Raw genomic sequence first — 22423 nt, forward strand, 5'->3', positions numbered from 1 at the left:
GGGATACGCTACTTCTAAGTGGGCAGTCCGGGGTTGCTGTCTGCAAAGCGGTACGAAGGAAACTACATGTCGAGGGATTCGCTGGGCTGGGGGAATGTTTCCACTACATTGGCACCCGCCGAAGAAGAACATGCTGCCGGCCAGGTCGCGAGACACGGCTGGTCCGGTTTGGCGCGGAACGCTGATGCCGAGCGTGTCCGCCAGGAACTGCTTGCCCAGGACCGGATGGGCGTCGTCATCACCGGCGACCGCGGCGTGGGCAAAACGCTTGTCGGCCGGACCGCCCTCGCGGGCTTCGGCCCCGAGGTGTACACCATCCAGCTCCGCAGTTCAGGGCCGGGTTCGGCAACGCCGTACGGCTGCCTCGCCTTCACCCTTGCGCGGCTCCCGCAGAGTTCCCTGGGCTCGCCGACCGCCATCCTGCACGGCATTACCTCGCTGATCCGCGACGACGCCGCCGGGCGCCAGTGCGTGATCCTGCTCGACAACGCCGGTGCCCTCGATGAACTCAGCACCGGGGTCCTGCTCAACCTGCTCCAGACCCGGACCGCCCGGTTGATCGCAACGGCCCAGCGCACCACTGACCTTCCGCCCGATTTCTACTGGCTCATCACTTCCGGCCAGCTCGCCGAGGTCCGGCTCGCCAACCTGACCGAACTCGAGACGCTGGAGGTCCTGCAGTCAGCTTTGGGCCATCGGGTCTCGACCGCCCTGGCAAGCCAGCTGCACCAGCTGGTCGGCGGCAGCCCCACGCTCCTGCAGGCCGTCGTCTCCGAACAAATCGAACGCGGAAACCTTGTTCTGTCCGGATCCGTGTGGACACTGCTCGATGAGGTTGTGCTGGATGGCCGCACGGCGCTGGAAGATATTGTCCGGGCCAGGTATGCCAGGGAAACACCCGAGGCCCGGGAGGTCATCGACGTCCTCTCCTGCGCCCGGACCCTGCCCCTGTCCCGGCTCGCCAGGATGTACAGCCCCGGTGTCATCGCCGACATGGAAGAGGCCGGCCAGATCGTGGTCGACCGCGCGGACCGGCACCTCGTCACGCTGGGCGACCGCTACCTCGGCGACATTGTCCGCAACTGGCTCAGCGTGGAGCGCCGGCTGGAGCTCCGGGACAAGGTCCCCGGACACCAGGAACATGAACTGGACGAACTGACAGTCGAAGACCTGCTGGCCTACGCGGCGTGGACCCACGACTGCCACGCCCAGCTGGCCCCCGCCCACGCCGTCGCGGCTGCCAGTGCCGCCGTCAAGCTCTTCGACCCGAAATTTGCCCTCAAATGCGCCGGCAGCCTCTCTCCCTCGGACCCTGAATGGGCCGAAGGGCAGCTCCAGAAATCGGCTGCCTACCTCCAGCTCGGCCTGCCGCTGCAGGCCATGTCCGCGCTGGACGACGTCTCCGAACGGCAGGTCAACGGCCTTGCGGCCGAGAACTTCGCCGAATTCATCGCGGCGAAGGCTGACTGCATGGCGTGGCTGGACGACCGCTCCGGCCAGGTCCCCGAACTGCTCGGGCAGGCCAGGGTACGGCTCCAGGACCTGAGCCTGGACGAGCCGTCCCCCGCCCCTGCGGCGCTTGCCCGGGCGGGGCTCTGCCTGGATCTGTGCGAGTTCAACTATTTCTCTTTCATCGGGGATTTCCAGCCCATGATGCAGCGGCTTACCACCGCGGCCACCACGGACGTGCCCGGCGCCGATCCCGTGCACCGGCTCAGGTCGGCCATCATCCTGATGGAGGCCTGGTCCATGACCGGCCACGAACTCGACGCCCGCAAACTCATGCGGGAAATCGGCGGACAGCTGGGCGAGTGGTCCAACGTGCCGCGCATCCGGGAAAACTTCGCCTGGCGCTCTTTCAACGTGCTGCTCCTCTCGGGCCTTTGGCGCCAAGCCATCGACATGCTCAAGGACGCGAGCGGCCGGGCCGGGCACGGGCTGCATTCCGGCAGCGCCGCAACGGACCTCGCCGTCGGACTCGCCTATGTCTATGCCGGCCGCGGGTACATGGCTCTGGATCCGTTGCTGGCCGCGATCGCCCAGCTGGAGGTGCGGGCGAGCCTGCAGTCCCTGCGCCAGGCCTACGCCGCCACTGCTTTTGCCTATGCCCAGACCGGCAACTCGGTCCAGGCCACGATCTACCTGGACCGGGCCCGCTCGGCTGACGGCCCGGCCCGCTTCACGGTCGGCAGTTCCACCGAGTTCTGCATGGATATGGCGTCGCGGTGGCTCGGTGACCCCGAAGCCAAGGACCGGCTGATACGGACCGCGGAGGAGCATTTCCGGAAGGGCCGCTACACCCTGGCCGGCATCTGCATGCTCGGGGCCACCGTCAACGGCACCGTCAAGGATTTTCTTTTGATGGAGGAAATCGCCGGGCTGCGGCAGGGGCCGCTGGCCGAGCTGTCCCGGACGGTCGCCGTCGGCAGCCGGAGGAAGGACGCCGCGATCATGCTCGAAGCCGCCGGGCAGGCCGCGGGCCTCGAACTGGACGCCGTCCAGGCCCGGTGCGCCGCGCTCGCATTCGACTTCGCGAAGGGCGCCGGACTGACCGCCAGCGCCAACGCCGCCTACAGCATGCTGGAGAGCCTCTCGGAGTCCGTACCGGCGCTGCCCGTCATGCCGCGCAACAAGGGCCCGCTGCTGACAGACCGGGAGCGGCAAATCGCCACCCTGGCCGGGAACGGGGTCTCCAACAAGGACATCGCCCTGGAAGTGGGCATTTCCGTCAGGACCGTGGAGGGCCACTTGTACCAGGTGTTCACGAAGCTCGGCGTTTCTTCGCGAAGTGATCTGCTTGGACTCATCTAAGGGGCCGGCGGGAAACCCCGGCACGGCGCCGGCCCGCGCCTTGACCGGGAGGTCGGAAGATTTGATGTCTGCAGTGGAAGCCCTCCAGGGCGGCAGCCATGTGGCCGTGTTCGTCCTCGGCGACAGCGGGATGGGCAAATCAAGGCTCATCGATGCCGTCGTCGGGGAACTGGGCCCCGAGGTGACGCCGGTGCCGATCCACGGCAGCGCGTCGCTGACCAAGGTGCCCTACGGTGTCCTGGGTCCCTTCATCGTCGGACTGCCGGTCCAGGAAGCAACATCGCAGCTGGCCGTGCTGAGGACGCTGTGGGCGCATCTGGAAGAGCAGAAGCGGGCCACCCAGAAGCCCCTCCTGCTGGTCGTTGACGACGCACACGATCTCGACGAGGCGACGGCCGGAATCCTCGCGGAGCTGGCGGCGGCCGGCTGGGCGAAACTGCTTGTGGGCGCGGCGGCCCGGCCCGGACTGCCGGAACCGCTCCTGCAGCTCTGGTTTGAAGGCATCGCCGAGCGGCACGACCTGCGCCCGCTCACCCTCGCGCAGACCACAGAGATGCTGGAGGGCGAGCTCGGCTCGCAAGTGCTGCCAAACGTCGCCGAGATCCTCTGGGAGGCCTCCGGGGGCAACCCGATGCTCCTCAACGGGCTCCTGGACGACGCCAGGAACGACGGGACGCTGCTGCGGCGCAACGGTGTCTGGTTGTTCACCCGGCACCTGAACAGCCACGGTGACCGGCTGACCGACGTCGTGCGCCGCCAGTTGCTGCTGCGCTCGCCGGAAGAACGGCAGGCCCTGAACCTCGTTGCGCTGGCCGAACCCGTGTCCCGGGAACTGATCGAGTCGGTGGCCGGCGAAGAGGCCGTGGGATCACTGATCGACAGCGAACTGATCCGGGTCACGGACACCGGGACGGGTGAGCTGCGGCTGTGGCATACCGTGTACGGCGACACCTTGCGGAACCTGATTTCACCGGCCAGGAGCCTGCAACTTCGGCAAAGCCTGCTGCGCAAGATGGACAGCGAGCCGACGTCTGCCGAGGGACTGCTGCGGCAAGTAAGCTGGTCGATCGAATGCGGCGCGGAGGTCGAGGACCGGCAGCTCCTGAGGGCGGCCGTGCTGGCGAGCCGGCTTTACGAGGACGAGCTCGCCCGCAAGGCTGCCGTCCTCGTCAAGGATCCGGAACTGCAGATGGCGGCCCGCGCCGTGATAGCACGGACCCGCTACAACGCCTCCGACTACATGGCGGCCCGGGACATCCTCGACGCCGATTTCGGGCAGGGAAACAGCATCCCCGGGCTCCTGGCCGGATCCCTCCTGTGGGCCGCAACGATGTCAGCGCTGGGCCACACACCGGCAGAGATCATCAAGCGGGCACAGGTGCTCCGACGCGCCGCCGAACGCCTCGCCGCGGCCCGGCCCGACGACGCCGAAGCCATTCACCGTGCCACGGAAGAGCGGCTGGAGATTCTGGAAGCCATGGTCCTGGCGCTGGCGGGCGAGTACGCGGCAGCCCCGGCCGCGGCGGCGTCCGGCGAGGACGCGGCTGCCGGCACCCCACCCTCGAACACCCCACAGTCGAACACCCTCGTACAGGCGTTCCGGCTCTGCCTCGACGCGGAGCGGCTCCTTGCCGGCGGCAAGGGACTGAGCGCCCTCGCCTCGTTGACCCGGGCCATGGAGGCCGCCGGGGCCGATCACGATGAGCTCTACTTCCTCACCGACTTCCTCGTGGTCCGATCCGCCGCCGCCGCAATCCACTCCGGCGACTGGCAGGGGGCGGAAAGCCTCCTGACCGGCTTCGTCGCCGGATCCGGGCCCAACCTGATTTCCTTCGGCGGGGGAGTGCACGCGGCGCACGGCATCATTCTGCTCTACCAGGGCAAGGCCGCCCAGGCCCTGAACACGCTAAGTGCCGCGCTCGAAGCGCTGCGGTTGACCGACCCCCAGCAGCTGTTCGCGCTCACGGCGGCCATGGCCTTCGCGGCAGCCGCCGAAGTCGGTGCCCAGACGAAGGCGGAGCTACTCCTCGCCGACTTCGAGGCAGCACCCGCGGCCCTGCCGCGGTACATGCGCTCGCTGGCCGCGATGGCCGTGGTCTATGGAAAGGCCCGGCTCGGGAACTACCCGGGTGCCATCGCGGAACTGAAGCGGCTCGGCCGACCTTACCCGGAAGTGGACACCGCCGGGCTCGAACTCGACGCGCTGGCCTTCTGCCTGGCCCTGGGGGACACGGACTCGGCGCCGAGGCTGCTCGAACTCCGGGCCGGGCTCGAGGGGCCAAGGCCCGCCGCGATCTGTGCCTACGCCGCAGCCATCAGCGCGGACAACGCCGCAGACCTCCTTGAGGCCGCGAAAGCCTGTGAGGCGGCGGAATTGTGGGCCTTTGCCGCCCTCGCCTACGACGCCGCGGCGCACGCCTACCGGGCCGCGGGCGACACCCTCAGGGAGCGCATGGCCAATTCCCAGCGGAAGCGGTGCCTGGACCGGGCCGATGACCTTCCCGGCGACGAAGCGGCCAAGAACGATGACTCGCTCGGCATACTGACCCGCCGCGAGCGCGACATTGTGGCGCTGGCGGTACGCGGCCTCACTGACCGGCAGATTGCCGCAGAGCTCCAAGTGTCCGTGCGCACGGTTGAAGGCCATCTCTACCGCAGCTACGCGAAGCTCAACGTCAAGGGCCGTGAGCAGCTTCCCGGTATCGGCGGGCACTAGCGGCAAGCAAGGGAGAGGCCGCGTGGGGCCGTGTCCGCCGGCCGGCCGGCCGTGGCGGGGCCGCTTCCCCGGTGTCCGGGCCGCTACCGGCGCCGGACACGTGCGGCGGGATGGCGACTACTTGGTTTGGGCCTTGCGGCAGCGCCGGTCCAACTGAGTACAGCTACGTAGAGCGGGCGGAATACTCGCTAGGTAATCGAGTACTACTTACGCATACCGAAAATACGCGTAGTCCCTACCGTTGAGGTATCACCGCTCACACTTTGATTGCGAAGGTCTCTCATATGTTCCAGCAAGACGCCGGCTTGCCAACGGGCAGCGGCCAGACAGAAATAGTGTTTTCGGCGCACAGAAACGGTCATGGCCGCAGTAAGGACAGACCCTTCACCCGCCAGGAGGTCGTTGCCGACATCGTTGAGACCCTGACGTCGGGTTCCGGCTGCGGCATCGTGCTCGTGGGCGACCACGGGGCCGGCAAGTCCTTTATCGCCCAGCGCGCCCTGGAGCAGCTCGGCGACGAGTACCTAGTAGTCCAGGTCAGGGGCAGCTCCATATCCTCCAAGCTTCCCTACGGGGCCTTGAGCGTCCTGCTCAACGACCTCGACGCCTCCCACCTCGAGCACCCGCTGATGGTGTTGCGCGGACTGACCCAGCTGCTCCACAACAAATCCGAAGGCCGGCGAATCGTCCTCTTCGTGGACAACGCCCATGACCTCGACGAGCTCTCCAGCATGATGGTGGCCCAGTTGAGCGCCGGGTCCCATGTCACGTTGCTGGCGGCGTGCGTTGACATGCCGCACATAGGCGGGGACATCATGGGCCTGTGGAAGGATGACCTGCTCCGACGGGTGGACCTCGGACCGTTCGACTTCGCAGAGACGGCAACAACGTTGCACCACGAATACGGCGGCCGGTTCTCCCTGACCGCTGCCCGGGCGCTTTGGAGTGCGAGCGGAGGCAATGCCTTGTTCCTCCATTCCCTGGCCCGGGAGCAGATCAAGCTGGGCACAGTGATCCGCCAGGACGGTGTATGGTTCCTGGGCAACGGCCCCATCGCCTTGACCGGAGAGATCCGGGACGTCGTGAAGGCACGCCTCAACCGGCTCGGCAACGGCCAGCGCGACGTCTTTGAACTGCTGGCACTCGCCGGGGCAGTCCCGCTGCAGACCCTCATGCTCATCGCCAACCCGCAGGATATGGACGCGCTCCAGGAGCGGGCCCTGATCCGGGTCACCCATGACCATCCGCCGATGGTCAGCATCGCCAATCCGGTGACCGCCGGAATTGTCGCCAACGTGGTCCCGCCCGGGCGCAGCGCCGAACTCCGCCGCCGGCTCACGGCCGTGCTCCAGGAATCGGACACGCTGGACACCGGCGGCTCGGCCGGCGTCGCCTGGGCGCTGGATTGCGGGGAAGAGGTGAGCTCCCAGGTCGCCCTGGCCGCCGCACGCGCCGCGAACGGTGCATCCGACCACGCGGCCGCCTTGCGATTTGTCCAGGAGGTCGAAGGAAGCGAACCCGCTGCCCTGATGGCCATCGAAACAGTCAATGCCCACATCTCGGTGAACAACGAGGACTCCGCACGCCGGGTTCTGGAGGCACTGGATGACGGCGCGTGCGCCAGGCTTCCCCTGACCGAGTGGACCGCTTTGCAGCTGCTGCGCGTGGAACTGGACAAACGCAGCACCGCCCCGGGCGCCGACCCCGAAGCCCGGATACAGGAGTTCGCCGAGCGGCTGGCTGCCGAGCCCGCCGCACAGAGTTCAGTTGCAGTTGCAGCCCGGGAGCGGCTGCGCCTGGCGGAGGCTGGGCTCGCCGCTTTCCGTGGACGCTACGACGAAGTCCTGGCCATAACCGACGGCGTGGACGCGGGGGACCTGGGCAGCGAACCAAGGATCCTGACCGCCAGCGTGCGCAGCGAGGCCCTGGCCGTCACCGGCAACGTGGTGCGGGCGCTCGCCCTTGGAAAGCAGATCCTGGCGGCCACAGCCGGCGTGCAGCTCCCGGACCATGCGGTTCGTGAGATCAGGGGCAGGTTCCTCCTCCTCCTTTTGCTCTCCGGCAAGTTCAGGGAAACGTCCGTCTATCTTGAGGAGACGTACAGCGGCGCAGAGCCCCAGACCAGGCTGGGCGGGATGTTTGAGATCGGGCACGGCGTCATGGACCTGCATGCCGGACACCTCGACGACGCCTTGTCCCGGCTCCAGGCGGGCCGGTGGCAGCTCCGGGCGCAGGACCCCGACGCTTTGGGCGGCCTGGCCGCGGCCGTGTGTGCCTATGCCGCCGCACTCCAGGGCGAAGAGGAAATGGCTGGCCTGCTACTGGACGATCTTGCCCAGGCCCGGCCGCCCGCGGCCTGGCTGGTGGAACGGCTCACACGCTATTTCGAACTGTCGGCCCAGGCCGAGCTCGGCCAGAGGGCAATGTCCATCCGTGCGCTCTCGGCCGAAGCGGGCAACGACGCCGAAACGTCAGCACTGGCCCCCGCGCTCCTGTTCCAGTCCGCCGCGGCCCGGCTGGGAGACCGCCAGACGGGCCAGAAGCTCGGCAGCCTGAGCGGGAGGGTGACCGGACAATTCGCGGCCCTGTGCTCGCGGCTGGCCGAAGGCATGCGGGAGGCTGACAGCGAGCAGTTACTGGCAGCATCCAAGGAAGCTGAGGCATGCGGCAACACCGTGTTCGCCCGGGACGCGGTGCGGAAAGCCGTCGGCTGCGCGAACGACGCCGGCAACCGCATCGCGCTGCGGATCGCCCAGCGGGCGCAGCAGTCTCTCGATGACAAGTTCGGCAGTCCGAAGAACGGGCTGCGGTCGCTTACAACCTCAACCCTGACGGCGAGGGAATGTGAAGTGGCGGTCCGGGCCGCTGCCGGTACGTCCAACCGCAAGATCGCGGAACAGATGCACGTATCCGTCCGCACTGTGGAGGGACACCTCTATCAGGTGTATTCGAAGCTGCACGTCGCCAGCCGATCGGAACTCAAAGATGTCATCTCGACTCCGGCAGACAGCGCCAGGCTCGGCTGAGCCCGGCAGACTGCAGGCGGCAACCCGGACGGCTATTCAAGACGGGCAGAAACTGGCAGGAAGAACCGGCGATGGAAAGCCTGGCTGAGACCTCGGCACTGATCGAGCGCTCGGCGCTGGTCAAGGACCTGGTGCGTTGCCTGCGTGACGACACCCGATCAGGTGCGCTCATCATCGGCGGCGCGGGCGCGGGCAAGACCGCCGTCCTCAAGGCCGCCATCCGCGAACTCGAGACCCACCGCCGCCTGATTCGGCTGACCGCCACTTCGGCTCTGGCCAGCGTTCCTTTCGGTGCCCTGGCGCCGTACTTGTCCCGGCTTCCTGACCGGGAACTCGACTCCTACGCAGCCGTCGTGGAAGCGATGGCGCGCAGCCTGAAATCCGAGGCGGACCGCCCTCTGTTTGTGGTCGACGACGCGCATTGCCTCGACCATGGGACCGTCCGGCAGTTGGCGCAGGCGGCCGCGACCGGCGCCGCGGGAATCCTCGTGGCCTGCCGTCCCGGGCCGATGATTCCGGAAGAGTTCCTGGCGCTTTGGGACGACGGGATAATTTCCAAGTTCGACCTTTACCCGCTGAGCCGGATCGGAACCCACCAACTGTGCGAGCAGGTCCTTCGGGCCGACGTCTCTCCGTGGGTTAGTGCGTTGTTCCATAAGGCGGCCGACGGCAATCCGCTCATGCTGATGTCTCTGATCCAGCATGCCCGGGCCAGCGGCGCCTTGGGCCTCCGGCACGGAGTATGGTTCCTGCTGGCCAACCCCGACATGGCCCAAGTTCCGGCCGCCGACGTTGTGGACCGGCAGTTGCGCTCCATGACACCGGAGGAAAAGACCGCCGCCACGATCGTTGCCATGGCCGGACCGCTATCCCTGTCCCAGATTCTGCGGATCAGTGGTCCCAAGGCCGTTGATGCCCTGGACACCGCGGGCATCATTGCCGTCTCCACGGGTCATGACCGGCTGGTTCGGGCGGCCAGCCCGATCCTTGGCGAGATTATCCGCCAGCGGGTCCCGGCCGGCCGCAGTTCGGCCCTGCGTTCGAGCGTGTTGTCGCTTCCGTCGGCACGGGCCGCCGCGCCGGGAGCGGCCCTCAACCGGCTGCGCTGGTCCATGGACTGCGGCGTAGAGATCCCTCCGATCCAGCTCCTGCAGGCCGCTGTCGCCGCGAACACGGACCTGGACCCTGCGACCGCGTCCCGGGTGGCTGGCGCCATCCGGGACGCCCGGTTCCTCCCCGAGGCCCGGATCCAGTTGGCTTATTCGCACTTCATCGCGGGGCGCACCGAGGCCGCTGTGGCGTGTCTGGAGGCCGCACAGCCGGTGCCCTCCGGACGGCCGTCCTACCTGGCTGCCCTCCTCGCAGCCCGGCTCGGGTCCGCAACGCCGGCCCGGCAACAGCAAGCCGACGCCGGGACGCACAGCCCGGCCTTTGGACTGTCCATGGAACCAGAGCTCCTGGAATCGCGGGCCCGGGATTCACTGTCTGCGGATTTCGCAACGTGCACCGACCTTTCCGGGCGCGCTCCGGCGGGACGGCCGTCGGACGTGACAGCTGCCGGGGGACTGGCCACAGAGCTTCTGAGTCACTCGTGGGACGGGAAGTTCATGGCAGTCGGAACCGTGCTGCGCGAACTCATCGCCGCGGCCGGCGCCTATCCCGAAATCCGGGTCCCGGCAGTTTCCCTCCTCGCCGAACTCTTGACCGCCCAAGGTCAACTCCGCGCAGGGCTGCGATTGGACGGAGAGGCATGGGGCGGCGCCCGAACCGCAAGCCTGGAACTTCCCTTGGTCTACGAGGACCTCGTGGTGCGCCACTGCCTGAATCTGATCTGGGCCGGCGACTGGGACCGGCTCGGAAATGTCCTGGACGATTACGCGGCCCGTGAGCCTGGGCGTCTGCTGTACAGCGGCGGCATGCTGCACCTCATGCGGGGCTACTCGCGGTTGCGCCAGGGCAGGATGCGTGAAAGCCTGGCCGAACTTCGGCTGAGTGTCGAAGAGCTTACTATCGCCGACCCGTTAGGTCTGTTGCCGTTTGCGCGCGCCGTTGCGGCCTACGCCGCAGGCGCCGTCGGACGCCACCATGAGGCCAGCCAGCATGTGCTGGCCTACCGGCTCTCGGAGTACCGGGAGCCGAAAACCCTTCACCTGCTGGCAGAGGCGTACTGCCGGGCGGCTGAACCCGGAGAAGGGCCCGGAGGAAGCGGTGCCGGAGCTTTGGCGCGGCTGGCGGACGAGGCCCTGCACGAGAGCCTGCGGGGCGTTGAAACCGATATCAGGCGGCTCGCGCTCCGCGGCGGTGACACCTCGGGCGCCGAAGCCCTCGCCCTCAGCAGCGGCGCAGTCGACGGCCCGGAAGCCAGGCTGGTGGAGTCCTACGCGCGAGCGGTGTCGGCGTCCGATGCGTCCGACCTCATTGGCATCAGCGACGACGCGCTCAATGCAGGGCACGGGCTCCTTGCCCTTGAGGCCGCCCAGCAGGCCGAGCGGATCCTGGCAGACGACCCGGAGCGGTGGCGGCTTACCGCGGTCCAGCGCCGGGTCCATCACCGCCTGGTGGAGGCCGGAATGTTGTCGCAATTGGAGGTCGTCCGCAGCGATCACGGCGCCCCGTTGACTGCCCGCGAGACCGAAGTCCTGGAACTGGTGTCGGGCGGGGCCACGAACGCCGAGATCGCCACCGCGCTCTGTGTGTCACTTCGGACAGTGGAGGGGCACCTGTCCCGGATCTTCGCCAAGCTCGGCGTGGGCCGGCGGGCGGACCTCCTGGACCTCGGCCCGCTGCCCTCCTGACCGGCCCGGCCCGGCATGGCGTGACCTGGCTGTGGCGTGCGTACAGCACGGGTGGCCTGCGGGGCCAGCGGGAGTAGCTCCAAGTAGTGCCATGGCGAGTAGGGCGTCAGAAATCGGGTAAACGCTACTCGTGTGCAGAGTCCGTTCGGGCGATTGACTTAAGCCAGTCCCACGAACAGCCCCATCCCGAACAACTCCACCCCGTACAGCTCCAACCCGAACAGCTCACAAAGGTCTCAAAATGAGGAACTTGAGGGCGGTCAGCAACCGCAAGCATGGCCCGAGGAAAGTGTGGTCTCAAATTCCTTGCTTGCGGATGCGGCCACTGCCACCATTAGAGGTGATCGGGCCGTAATCTTTCCCACTAACTCCTTCATTGGAATCGTGCGGTGCCTCAACGGGCAGCCGCGCGCCAAGGTCGGAGCCGGCGGCGTCAGAGCCTTCTGAGACCGAGGCTCTCCCCCCAGCCGCCGCCGGCTCCCTTAATCGGTCTACACGCGGGTCCGCGCCATCGAGAAGCGCGGCCCTGACACCGGCGCCGTCGGGCATCGCCGCAGGGGGTAGCGGCGCGTGACGACGTCTTGTGTGCGAGCCCTCGCCGGCCCTGGCGTCACGCGCCGGCATGTCGGGCGAGCCTTGCGCCGCGCAGGCCTTGCGCCGTAGCAGTGAGAGCCGGCCGGATGTTCCGGCGCCCCTGTTGGATGCCGCTGCTGGATGCCCCTGTTGGATGCCGCTGCTGGATCCCGTCGGCCCACGGCTCCCGCCAATGGGTCGCGGCGACGCACACCCGCGGCCCCTGCGGTCATCGCCGCGGCCCCTATCGTTTGTCGTCTGCCATTTTCTGGCAGCACCAGCCCAACCCGCCTGGCTGGGGGTTGATTGCGGCTGCCCTTGGGCAATGCTCCTGTCGCGGTCCGGGTCTTGGCCGCCGAAGGGCACCGCCGCGGGAGCCGATGGCCGCCGGAGCCGGCTAACGGGGCGCGGACCTCCGCTCGCGTTCCGCGGTGTGCGGGTCCGCGCGGTGGGCGCGCAGGAGAGCTGCAGGAACGTGGGATAATTAGGTTTAATCTGTGTGACGTATTTTGCACGCTGGCCGCCCGGCCGGCGCGGTGTACGCCGCAGCGAACGCCGATCCAGGAGTCTCCGCCATGGTTGCCACCCCAGCCCATCTCCGCCGCTCTGCCGCCGCGCTCGGAAACGAGGAGGTCCTGAGGATCCGCAACGACTTCCCAATCCTGCAGCAGCACGTCAACGGCAGGCCGCTCGTCTACCTGGACTCCGGTGCCACCTCGCAGAACCCGCTCAGCGTGCTCGAGGCCGAGCAGGAATTCTATGAGCAGCGGAACTCCGCGGTCCACCGTGGGGCACACCACCTCGCCGTCGAGGCCACCGAGGCGTTCGAGAACGCCCGGGAAACGGTGGCGGACTTCGTCGGGGCGGAGTGGGATGAGCTGATCTGGACCTCCAACGCCACGGAGGGCCTGAACCTGCTCACCTACTCCTTCCTCAACGCTTCCCTGCCGGGCGCCGGACCCGAAGCGGCCCGGTTCGCCCTGGCCCCGGGCGACGAGCTCGTGGTCACGGAGATGGAGCACCACGCCAACCTGATCCCCTGGCAGGAGCTGGCGGCCCGGACCGGCGCCGTCGTGAAGTTCATCCCGATCGACGACGCCGGCGCCCTTGACCTGGAGGCCGCTGCCGGCATCATCGGCCCGCGCACCCGCGTCCTGGCGTTCACGCACGCGTCAAACGTCCTCGGCACCATCAACCCGGTGGCCGCCCTGGTGGCCCTGGCCCGGTCCGCGGGAGCCCTCGTGGTGCTCGACGCCTGCCAGTCCGCACCGCACCTGCCCCTGGACGTGAAGGCGCTCGACGTCGACTTCGCGGTGTTCTCCGGCCACAAGATGCTTGCCCCCACCGGCATCGGCGCCCTCTATGGCCGCTCGGAGCTGCTCAACGCGATGCCGCCGTTCCTGACCGGCGGCTCCATGATCACCACCGTCACGATGGAACGGGCGGGTTTCCTGCCCAGCCCGCAACGCTTCGAAGCCGGCACCCAGCGCATTTCGCAGGCCGTGGCACTCTCCGCGGCGGTAAATTACCTCAGCGAAACCGGGATGGACCGCATCCACGCCTGGGAAGCCGAACTCGGCCAGCGCCTCGTGCGCGGCCTGGAGTCCATCCCCGGGATCCGGGTGCTGGGTCCGGCGGCCGGGCAGGAGCGGATTGGCCTGGCGGCATTCGACGTCGCGGGCGTCCACGCGCACGACGTCGGCCAGTTCCTGGACAGCCGCGGCATCGCCGTGCGGGTCGGCCACCACTGTGCCCAGCCCCTGCACCGCCGGCTCGGGCTGACGGCGACGACGCGCGCCAGTACGTACCTTTACAACACCACGGACGATGTGGACGCGTTCCTGAACGCGGTCGCCGATGTCCGTGCCTACTTCCAAGCCTAGGACGGACATCCATGAGTCTTGACCAGCTTTACCAGCAGATCATCCTCGAACATGCCAAGGCCCGGCACGGCAGCGGCCTCGCCGCCGCGGACGCGCCCAAGGAGGCCAGCTGCGGCCAGTCCCACCAGCTGAATCCGACCTGCGGCGACGAAATCACGGTCCGGGTGTCCGTTGCCGGCGGGAAGGTCAGTGAGCTGCGCTGGGACGGCGACGGCTGCTCGATCTCGATGGCCTCGGCGTCCGTGCTGACAGACCTCGCCGAGGGCATGACAGTCGAGGAACTCAGCGCCGTCATTGACAGCTTCCGCGAGGTGCTGCGCTCGCGCGGGAAGGTGCCGGCCGACCCGGAGGTGCTGGGCGACGCCGCGGCGTTTGAGGGCGTGTCCCGTTATGCTGCCCGGGTCAAATGCGCCATGCTCTCCTGGGTGGCCGCGGAGGACGCCCTCGGCCAGGCGCTGACGGCCTGACGGCAACACATCAGGGCCGGCCCAGGCCCTTGTAGGTCCAGCCGGCCGCCCGCCACTTGGCAGGGTCCAGGACGTTGCGGCCGTCCAGGATGCGCGGCGCGGACACGAGCGCTTTGGCGGCGTGCGGATCCAGCTCCCGGTACGCCTGCCACTCGGTCAGCAGCAGCACGGCATCGGCCCGGTGCAGCGTCGTCTCCAGGTCCGGTTCCAGCTGGAGTTCGGGGAAGCGCTTGGCGGCATTGGGCAGGGCCTGGGGATCGGTGACCGTCACCACGGCGCCCTGCAGCTGCAGCTGCGCGGCGGCGCTCAACGCGGGGGAGTCCCGGACGTCGTCGCTTTCGGGCTTGAACGCCGCGCCCAGGACTGCGACCCGCTGGCCCAACAGGGACCCGCCGCACAGTTCGCGTGTCAGCTCCACCACCCGGGTCCGGCGCCGCATGTTAATCGCATCCACTTCCCGCAGGAAGGTCAGAGCCTGGTCCGCCCCCAGCTCGCCGGCGCGGGCCATGAAGGCACGGATGTCCTTGGGCAGGCACCCGCCGCCGAATCCGATGCCTGCGTTCAGGAACTTCCGCCCGATCCGCTCGTCGAGCCCGATCGCATCGGCCAGCCGGGTGACGTCGGCGCCGGTGGCTTCGCAGACCTCGGCCATGGCGTTGATGAAGGAGATCTTGGTCGCGAGGAACGAGTTGGCTGCCGTCTTCACCAGTTCTGCCGTGGCGTAGTCCGTCACCAGCCGGGGTGTCCCGCCTGCCAGGGGAGTCTCGTAGACCCTGTCGAGGACGGCCACCGCGGGATGGTCTTCGCTGCCGTCCGGCGTGCCGTAGACAAACCGGTCCGGGTTCAGGGTGTCTGTCACGGCATGGCCTTCGCGCAGGAACTCGGGATTCCAGACCAGCGAGGCGCCGGGCTCTGCCTCCGCCAGCACCTCGGCCAGGCCCGCGGCGGTTCCCACAGGCACCGTGGATTTGCCGGCGACGACGTCGCCGGGGGAGACGTATTCAGCGAGCGAGGCGACGGCGGCGTCGACATAGCGCAGGTCGGCGCCGTTTTCGCCGCGTTTCTGCGGCGTTCCGACGCAGATGAAGTGGACCTCGGCGCCGCGGGCGGCCGCCATGTCGGTGGTGAACCGCAGCCGGCCCGATTCCTCAAGTTGGGACAAGAGTTCGTCGAGCACGGGTTCGTAAAAGGGGGCGTGGCCTGCTGAAAGCTGTGCCACCTTGTGTTCGTCGACGTCGATTCCGACGACGTCGTGACCCAGCTTTGCCATGCATGCGGCATGGACCGCGCCCAGGTAACCGCAACCAATAACCGAGATCCGCATAGTTCCGATTTCCTCCCGTCGGGCCCTGTTCACAGGGTACGTGGTGGACGTCGGGATCGCACAGCCTCACGGCGCGCCATGAACAGCCTGGCCACGAGCGCGCCGGCCATGGCGCCGATCGTGTTTGCGGCGACGTCGGCGACGGACGGAAAGCGCGCCGGCAGGAACGCCATCTGGCCGAGTTCGATCACGACGGAGAGGATGAACCCGGCAACGGCCCCGCCCCACCAGAGCCGCAAGCCCAGGATGATGGCGACCAGGGCGCCCAGCGGAATAAACAGGATCACGTTTGAGGAAAATTCCACCACCCCGTAGTCGAACCAGGGAGGGACGCCCCAGCTGTGCAGTTGCCGGAGCCACCGCATGAGGTAGGTGGCCGCGCCCCGGTCAACGGGCACCGGCCAGAAGGCAATCAGGCCGAGGACCGGAACGCAGGCGCACAGGCCCCAGATGGCGACGCGGCGGGGTAGCAACTGGCGTCCCCTTTCAGCGGTCCACCTTTTTGCTGATTCTAGCGGCCGGCGGCGGCAGGCGCAGGGTGCGCGTGCCGCCGCCGGTGTGCCGGATGCTAGCTGAGCAGCCCGGCCACGCCAATCGCCGCCGTCGCGGCCCCCAGCAGCATGGAGATGCTGACCAGGACCACATGGACGGTCAGGAAGCGCGTGGCCTTGCCGTTGGCGTCGCGGGCACGCGGATCCTTCATGACCCGGCGCAGGAACTGCGGCCAGACAACAAGGGACCAGACGCCGGCGACGATCAGGACGACGGCGAGGACCGCGGGCAGTTCCACGGGGTCAGTGGCTTTCGAGCCAGGCCTGGGCCTGCTGGGACTGCAGGTTCAGGGCCTTGCCGACCATCGGTTCTGCGGCGTCGGCGATCTTGCCGCCAAGGAACGGCACCGAGGAGGTCACGTCGCCCTCGAGCTCGATCCGGGTGCTGCCGCCGTCGGACACGAGACGCTGGACAGCCTTCACGTCCAGCGGGGCGCCGGAGACCTTCAGGGAGATCTTGCTCTGCCGGGAGCCGTCGGCGGTGGGGGCCTCCCAGGCCTCCAGCTGCGTCACCTTCAGGCTTTCGCCAACAAATTTCCGGGCAATGTCGGGCATCCGGGTGGTGGGGATGGTCCGCACGGTGGTGGTGTTGAAAGCGCCGGCGGTGTCGCCGTCGATGGCGAAGGATTCCAGGGTGCCGCCGACGAGTTCGCTCGTGTGGCGCAGGAAGTCTTCATTGACGAAAACCGCGGTAACGCGGTCGACGCTGTGCGGAACGGTGGTGGATGCACTCAGGGCCATAGGGGGGTCCTCCGTGATGTGGAAGTGGACGTTTCGGGCTCCAACATCCTACGTGGTGTGCCGGGCTGGCTCCGATTCGAGGTTTTCCAGATCCCGTGCGGCGGCGGTGATATTCCGCGACATGGCGGGAAAAATGACGCTGTGGAACGGCAGCACTGCGAGCCAGTAGAGGCGGCCGCTGAGGCCCTTGGGGAAGAAGATGGCGCGCTGGCGGTAGCGGCTGCCCGTCCCCTCCGGCTCCACGGAAAGTTCGAGCCAGGCCCGGCCCGGGGCCCGCATTTCGGCCCGCAGCCGCAGCAGCCGGCCACGGTCGATCCGCTCGACCCGCCACCAGTCCACCACCTCGCCCTCGGCCAGCAGGTGCGGGTGCCGGCGGCCGCGCAGCAGCCCCGCCCCGCCGGTGAGCTTGTCCAGCCAGCCGCGCACCTGCCAGGCCAGTGGCAGGGAGTACCAGCCGTTCCGGCCGCCGATTCCTTCGATGACGGTCCACACATATTTGGGGTCCACGTCGCTTTGGAAGCTTCGCTCGTCCACGTACACGGCGTGTCCGGACCAGTCCGGGTCGCTCGGCAGGGGATCGGCGTCGACGCCGGCGCTGGCCCACGTGGTCTCCACCTGGCCGTCGCGTTCCTTGCCCAGGGCGAGGGCCACGGCCCGCCGGTAGGGGGTCAGGCCGCCCTCCGGCGCAGGGATGTACGCGTCGATGTCGTGCTCGGCGGCGACGGCGTCGTGCTGGAGTGATTCGACGAGCGGCAGGGACATGGAGAGCGGGATGGGGGTGGTCAGTGCCACCCACAGACCGGCCAGTTTGGGGGCCGGCACCGGCAGCGCCAGCACCACCCGGTGCGGCAGGCGGGCCTCTGCGGCGTATTCCTGCATCATTCCGGCGTAACTGAGCACCTGGCGGCAGCCGATGTCGAAGGTCCGGTTGATGGGTCCTTCCAGCGACGCTGCCGCCACGAGGTAGTACAGGACGTCACGGACCGCGATCGCCTCGATCTTGTTGCGCACCCAGCTCGGGGCGGGCATCAGCGGCAGCGTCTCGGACAAATGCCGGATCATTTCGAACGACGCCGAACCCGAGCCGATCACGACGCCGGCCTGGAACACCACCGCGTCCACCGGGCTGTCCAGGAACACCTTCCCCACCGCCTCGCGGGAGCGCATGTGGGTGGACAGTTCGGCCCCGGCCGGGTGCAGGCCGCCGAGGTAAACGATCCTGTCCACACCGGCGGCGGCCGCGGCCCGGGCGGCCGTCCCGGCCATCGTCTTTTCCTTGGCCTCGAAGCCGGCCCCGGCCGCCATGGAATGGACCAGGTAGTACAGGACGTCGACGCCGTCGAGCGCCGCCTGCAGGGCGTCCCCGTCGTCGAGGCTGCTGTGGATCACCTCGACGTCGTCCAGCCAGGGCACGCCGGCGATCTTGGCCGGGGTGCGGACCACGACTTTGACCCGGTGCCCGGCTTCCAGGAGCCGGGGGACAAGCCGGCCGCCGATGTAGCCGGTGGCCCCGGTGACGAGCACGGTCTTAGGGGATGCGGCCTTCGCGGTGGCTGCCTGCGGGGCTGTAGCAGGAGTTCCAGCGGGTTCGGGGGTTGCGGTTGTGGCGTTCATGGTGACTCCTTGTCAGCCAGCAGTTGGCGGGTGGCCTACCAAGCCATTCGGTGCGCGGCCCGCGTTGGATGGGCCGCCCGCTCCTGAAGCCAGCCTAGCCCCGTCGGCGGCGCCCCGGGCAGGCCTCACCGGCCGGGCCCGTCGGCGGTCCCCGAGGCTCCGCGGTAGGCTTGGAGGGCCCGGGATTCTCGCGAATTTCGGCTATTCGTGTTGCCTGCACCCCGTGATCCCATCAGGAGCAACAGCTATGAGCCTCAACGGCCCCTCTCTCACCGGTTTGCGCCGTGTCCTCGCCGAAGACCGGAACTACGCCCGCATCCAGGCCGAGGCCGCCCGCGGGTTCGCCGCCCGCAGCGAGGATTACCAGATCAGCGCCCCGGCCGGAATGCGGTCCACGCTGCTCGCGGAAATGGCGGACGGACTCGCGACCCTGGCGGGAAACGAAACCGGCTCTGCAGGGGCTGGCCGGGGAGTGCCCGTGGTCCTGGCCGTCACCGCGACCGGCCGCGAGGCAGAGGACCTGACCGAGGCCCTGCGCGCCTTCCTGCCGGCCGAGACGATCGCGGAGTTCCCCAGCTGGGAGACGCTGCCGCATGAGCGGCTCTCCCCGCGCTCGGACACCGTCGGCCGGCGGCTGTCTGTGCTGCGGCGGCTCGCGCACCCCGAATCGTCCACCGCCGGTGCGCTGCGCGTCGTGGTGGCCCCCGTCCGCGCCGTCGTGCAGCCGATCGTCGCCGGCCTCGGCGAACTGGTGCCGGTCACCCTGACAGTCGGCCAGGAGGCCCCCTTCACCGGTGTTGTCAAGAGCCTGGCCGACGCCGCCTACGCCCGGGTGGACATGGTGACCCGCCGCGGCGAATTCGCCGTCCGCGGCGGCATGCTGGACGTCTTCCCGCCCACCGAGGACCACCCCATCCGGGTCGAGTTCTTTGGTGACGAGGTGGACCAGATGCGCTGGTTCGCCGTCGCCGACCAGCGCTCGCTGACCGCGCCCGGCCTGCACCATCCCACCGAACTCCATGCCCCGCCGTGCCGCGAAATCCTGATCACACCCTCCGTCATGTCCCGCGCCGCGACCCTGAAGTCCCAGCTCCCGGCCGCCGCGGACATGCTGGAGAAAATCGCCGGCGGCATCGCCGTCGAGGGCATGGAATCGCTGGCCCCCGTGCTGGTGGACGCCATGGTGCCGTTCCTGGACCAGCTCCCGGCGGGTTCCATCGCGGTGGTGATCGAGCCGGAGAAGGTCCGCACCCGGGCCCACGACCTCGCCGCGACGAACGAGGAATTCCTCGAGGCCGCCTGGTCCACGGCGTCCGACGGCGGCACCGCACCTCTTGATCTGACCTCTGCGGCGTCCGAAGCGCTGCACTCGGCCAGCTTCCGCTCGCTGACCGAAACCCGCACCGCGGCCCTCGAGCACGGCGTCTCCTGGTGGTCCATCACCTCGCTGGCCAGCGACGAGGAGCTGCTGCCCGACGTCGACGTGCTGAACCTCCACGCCCGGGAACCCCGCGGCTACCAGGGCGACGTGGCGGAAATGATGGACTTCATCGGCTCCCGCGTCCGGGACCAGTGGCGGATCGTCGTGGTCACCGAGGGCCCGGGCCCGGCGCAGCGCCTCGCAGAACTCTTCCACGACAACGACATCCCGTGCGCGCGGGTGGACACGCTCGAGGCCGATCCGCAGGCCGGGCTGATCGAGGTGACCACCGCCGCCGTCGGCCGCGGTTTTGTCCTGGATCCGCTCAAGCTGGCGCTGCTGACCGAGGCTGACCTGCTGGGCCGGACCTCTGCCGGTTCCACGAAGGACATGCGCCGGATGCCGTCCAAGCGGCGGAATGCCGTGGATCCGCTGCAGCTCGTGGCCGGGGACTCCGTGGTGCACGAACAGCACGGCATCGGCCGGTTCGTGGAACTGATCCAGCGCAAGGTTGCCGGTGGCGGCGAGGGCGTGCGCGAATACCTGGTCCTGGAGTACGCCCCGTCCAAGCGCGGAGCCCCGGGCGACCGGCTCTTCGTGCCCACCGACCAGCTGGACCAGGTCACCCGGTACGTGGGCGGCGACACTCCTGCGCTGAGCAAGATGGGCGGCGCGGACTGGGCGAGCACCAAGTCCAAGGTCCGCAAAGCGGTCAAGGAGATCGCCGGCGAGCTGATCCGGCTGTACTCGGCCCGGATGGCCTCCCGCGGCTACGCCTTCGGCCCGGACACCCCGTGGCAGCGGGAACTGGAGGAGGCCTTCCCGTACGTGGAGACCCCGGACCAGCTGACCACCATCAACGAGGTCAAGGCCGACATGGAGCGGGAGATCCCGATGGACCGGCTGATCTCGGGCGACGTCGGCTACGGCAAGACAGAGATCGCTGTCCGGGCCGCGTTCAAAGCGGTCCAGGACGGCAAGCAGGTCGCCGTGCTGGTGCCCACCACGCTGCTCGCCCAGCAGCACTACGAGACGTTCACCGAACGGTTTTCCGGCTTTCCCCTCGTCGTCAAGCCGCTGTCCCGCTTTCAGACCGGCAAGGAGGCCAAAGAAACCGCCGACGGCGTCAAGTCCGGTTCCGTGGACGTCGTGATCGGCACTCACCGGCTGCTGTCCAAGGACTTCGGCTTCAAGGACCTCGGCCTGGTGATCGTGGACGAGGAGCAGCGTTTCGGCGTCGAACACAAGGAAGCGCTGAAGAAGATGCGCACCAACGTCGACGTCCTGGCCATGAGCGCCACCCCGATTCCGCGCACACTGGAAATGTCCCTGACCGGCATCCGCGAAACCTCCACCCTGGCCACCCCGCCGGAGGAACGGCACCCCGTGCTGACGTATGTGGGCCCGTACACGGACAAGCAGACTTCCGCCGCGATCCGCCGTGAGCTGATGCGCGAAGGCCAGGTGTTCTTCGTCCACAACCGGGTGTCCACGATCGACCGCACCGCGGCGAAGATCCGCGAACTGGTCCCGGAGGCCCGGGTGGAGGTGGCGCACGGGCAGATGTCCGAGAGCCGGCTGGAACAGATCATCGTGGACTTCTGGGAAAAGCGCTTCGACGTCCTGGTCTGCACCACCATCATCGAGACCGGCCTGGACATCTCCAACGCCAACACCCTGATCGTGGACGGCGCGGACAAGTACGGACTCTCCCAGCTGCACCAGCTGCGCGGACGTGTGGGACGCGGCCGTGAACGCGCCTACGCCTACTTCCTCTACCCTTCGGAAAAGCCGCTTGGCGAGGTGGCGCTGGAACGGCTCAAGGCCGTCGCGACGCATAACGAGCTCGGCGCCGGCATGCAGCTGGCCATGAAGGACCTGGAGATCCGCGGCGCCGGCAACCTGCTCGGCGGCGAGCAGTCCGGCCACATCCAAGGCGTCGGCTTCGACCTCTACATCCGGCTGGTCGGCGAGGCCGTGGCCGAATACCGGGGCGAGGCGGAGGAGAAGGCCGCCGAAATGAAGATCGAACTGCCGGTCAACGCGCACCTGCCGCACGACTACGTGCCGGGCGAACGGCTGCGCCTGGAGGCTTACCGCAAACTCGCCAGCGCCATCACCTACGAGGCGATCGAGGAGGTCCTCGCGGAGCTCGTGGACCGTTACGGCGAGCTGCCGCTGCCGGCCACCAACCTGATCGACGTCGCCCGGTTCCGGGTGGGCGCCCGCGAGGCCGGATTGTCCGACGTCGCGCTGCAGGGCAACTTCATCAAGTTCTCCCCGGCGCAACTGCCCGAGTCCAAGCTCATGCGCCTGACCCGGATGTACCCCGGCGCGCAGGCGAAGCCGGCTCTGGACGCCGTGCTCGTTCCGAAGCCCAAGACGGCCAGGATCGGCGGCCGGGACCTGCAGGACGCCGAGATCCTGGAGTGGGCCAACGGCGTGATCCGCAACATCTTCTCCGACGCCCCTGTCTCTGCCACACCGGCGGTGAAATAAAAG

General features: G+C 68.4%; 12 protein-coding genes. 7 read left to right on the plus strand and 5 right to left on the minus strand.

The window, feature by feature from the left end:
- Positions 1-66 precede the first annotated feature (66 nt).
- From AC1DFR_RS03305 to sufU, 6 genes are all read left to right on the plus strand, one after another.
- On the plus strand, positions 67-2811 hold the full coding sequence (locus tag AC1DFR_RS03305) for a helix-turn-helix transcriptional regulator (protein ID WP_476872714.1): 2745 nt from the start codon (positions 67-69) through the stop codon (positions 2809-2811).
- The gene (locus AC1DFR_RS03310) at positions 2789-5527 is read left to right on the plus strand and encodes a LuxR C-terminal-related transcriptional regulator (protein WP_476872715.1); all 2739 of its coding nucleotides are present in this window, start codon (positions 2789-2791) and stop codon (positions 5525-5527) included. The genes AC1DFR_RS03305 and AC1DFR_RS03310 overlap by 23 nt, the downstream gene beginning before the upstream one ends.
- Before the next feature lie 335 nt (positions 5528-5862).
- Entirely contained in the window at positions 5863-8553 is a 2691-nt protein-coding gene (locus AC1DFR_RS03315; protein WP_476872716.1) for a LuxR C-terminal-related transcriptional regulator, read from the plus strand.
- Between the two features lie 71 nt (positions 8554-8624).
- The gene (locus AC1DFR_RS03320; protein WP_476872717.1) at positions 8625-11348 is read left to right on the plus strand and encodes a helix-turn-helix transcriptional regulator; all 2724 of its coding nucleotides are present in this window, start codon (positions 8625-8627) and stop codon (positions 11346-11348) included.
- 1148 nt (positions 11349-12496) lie between these two features.
- Entirely contained in the window at positions 12497-13804 is a 1308-nt protein-coding gene (locus tag AC1DFR_RS03325) for an aminotransferase class V-fold PLP-dependent enzyme (protein ID WP_476859123.1), read from the plus strand.
- Positions 13805-13815: 11 nt separating this feature from the next.
- Complete coding sequence (sufU, locus tag AC1DFR_RS03330) at positions 13816-14271, plus strand: Fe-S cluster assembly sulfur transfer protein SufU (protein ID WP_230009833.1); 456 nt, start codon at positions 13816-13818, stop codon at positions 14269-14271.
- Between the two features lie 10 nt (positions 14272-14281).
- On the opposite strand, the gene AC1DFR_RS03335 is transcribed toward sufU, so the two are convergent.
- From AC1DFR_RS03335 to AC1DFR_RS03355, 5 genes are all read right to left on the minus strand, one after another.
- Complete coding sequence (locus AC1DFR_RS03335) at positions 14282-15595, minus strand: UDP-glucose dehydrogenase family protein (RefSeq protein WP_476856545.1); 1314 nt, start codon at positions 15593-15595, stop codon at positions 14282-14284.
- Between the two features lie 29 nt (positions 15596-15624).
- Positions 15625-16068: a VanZ family protein gene (locus AC1DFR_RS03340; RefSeq protein WP_230009621.1), complete on the minus strand. Its 444-nt coding sequence runs from the start codon at positions 16066-16068 to the stop codon at positions 15625-15627.
- Positions 16069-16163: 95 nt separating this feature from the next.
- Positions 16164-16385 carry an SCO4848 family membrane protein gene (locus AC1DFR_RS03345; RefSeq protein WP_018774651.1) on the minus strand — a complete coding sequence of 74 codons (222 nt, stop codon included), beginning with the start codon at positions 16383-16385 and terminating at the stop codon, positions 16164-16166.
- Positions 16386-16389: 4 nt separating this feature from the next.
- Positions 16390-16887, minus strand: a complete 498-nt coding sequence (locus AC1DFR_RS03350) for a DUF2505 domain-containing protein (RefSeq protein ID WP_476859122.1) — start codon at positions 16885-16887, stop codon at positions 16390-16392.
- A gap of 48 nt (positions 16888-16935) precedes the next feature.
- Positions 16936-18501 carry an SDR family oxidoreductase gene (locus AC1DFR_RS03355; protein ID WP_476872718.1) on the minus strand — a complete coding sequence of 522 codons (1566 nt, stop codon included), beginning with the start codon at positions 18499-18501 and terminating at the stop codon, positions 16936-16938.
- 247 nt (positions 18502-18748) lie between these two features.
- On the opposite strand from AC1DFR_RS03355, the gene mfd reads away from it, so the two are divergent.
- Positions 18749-22420 (plus strand): transcription-repair coupling factor, encoded by a 3672-nt coding sequence (mfd, locus tag AC1DFR_RS03360; RefSeq protein ID WP_476872719.1) that lies wholly within the window; start codon positions 18749-18751, stop codon positions 22418-22420.
- Positions 22421-22423: the final 3 nt, after the last annotated feature.

The sequence above is a fragment of the Arthrobacter sp. 05T410 genome, assembly GCF_056396505.1.

Bases quoted from the DNA above. Each gene is read 5' to 3' on its own strand.
- AC1DFR_RS03350 (WP_476859122.1), bottom strand. From the start codon at position 16,887: ATGGCCCTGAGTGCATCCACCACCGTTCCGCACAGCGTCGACCGCGTT.
- AC1DFR_RS03335 (WP_476856545.1), bottom strand. From the start codon at position 15,595: ATGCGGATCTCGGTTATTGGTTGCGGTTACCTGGGCGCGGTCCATGCC.
- AC1DFR_RS03305 (WP_476872714.1), top strand. From the start codon at position 67: ATGTCGAGGGATTCGCTGGGCTGGGGGAATGTTTCCACTACATTGGCA.
- AC1DFR_RS03325 (WP_476859123.1), top strand. From the start codon at position 12,497: ATGGTTGCCACCCCAGCCCATCTCCGCCGCTCTGCCGCCGCGCTCGGA.
- mfd (WP_476872719.1), top strand. From the start codon at position 18,749: ATGAGCCTCAACGGCCCCTCTCTCACCGGTTTGCGCCGTGTCCTCGCC.
- AC1DFR_RS03320 (WP_476872717.1), top strand. From the start codon at position 8,625: ATGGAAAGCCTGGCTGAGACCTCGGCACTGATCGAGCGCTCGGCGCTG.
- AC1DFR_RS03355 (WP_476872718.1), bottom strand. From the start codon at position 18,501: ATGAACGCCACAACCGCAACCCCCGAACCCGCTGGAACTCCTGCTACA.
- sufU (WP_230009833.1), top strand. From the start codon at position 13,816: ATGAGTCTTGACCAGCTTTACCAGCAGATCATCCTCGAACATGCCAAG.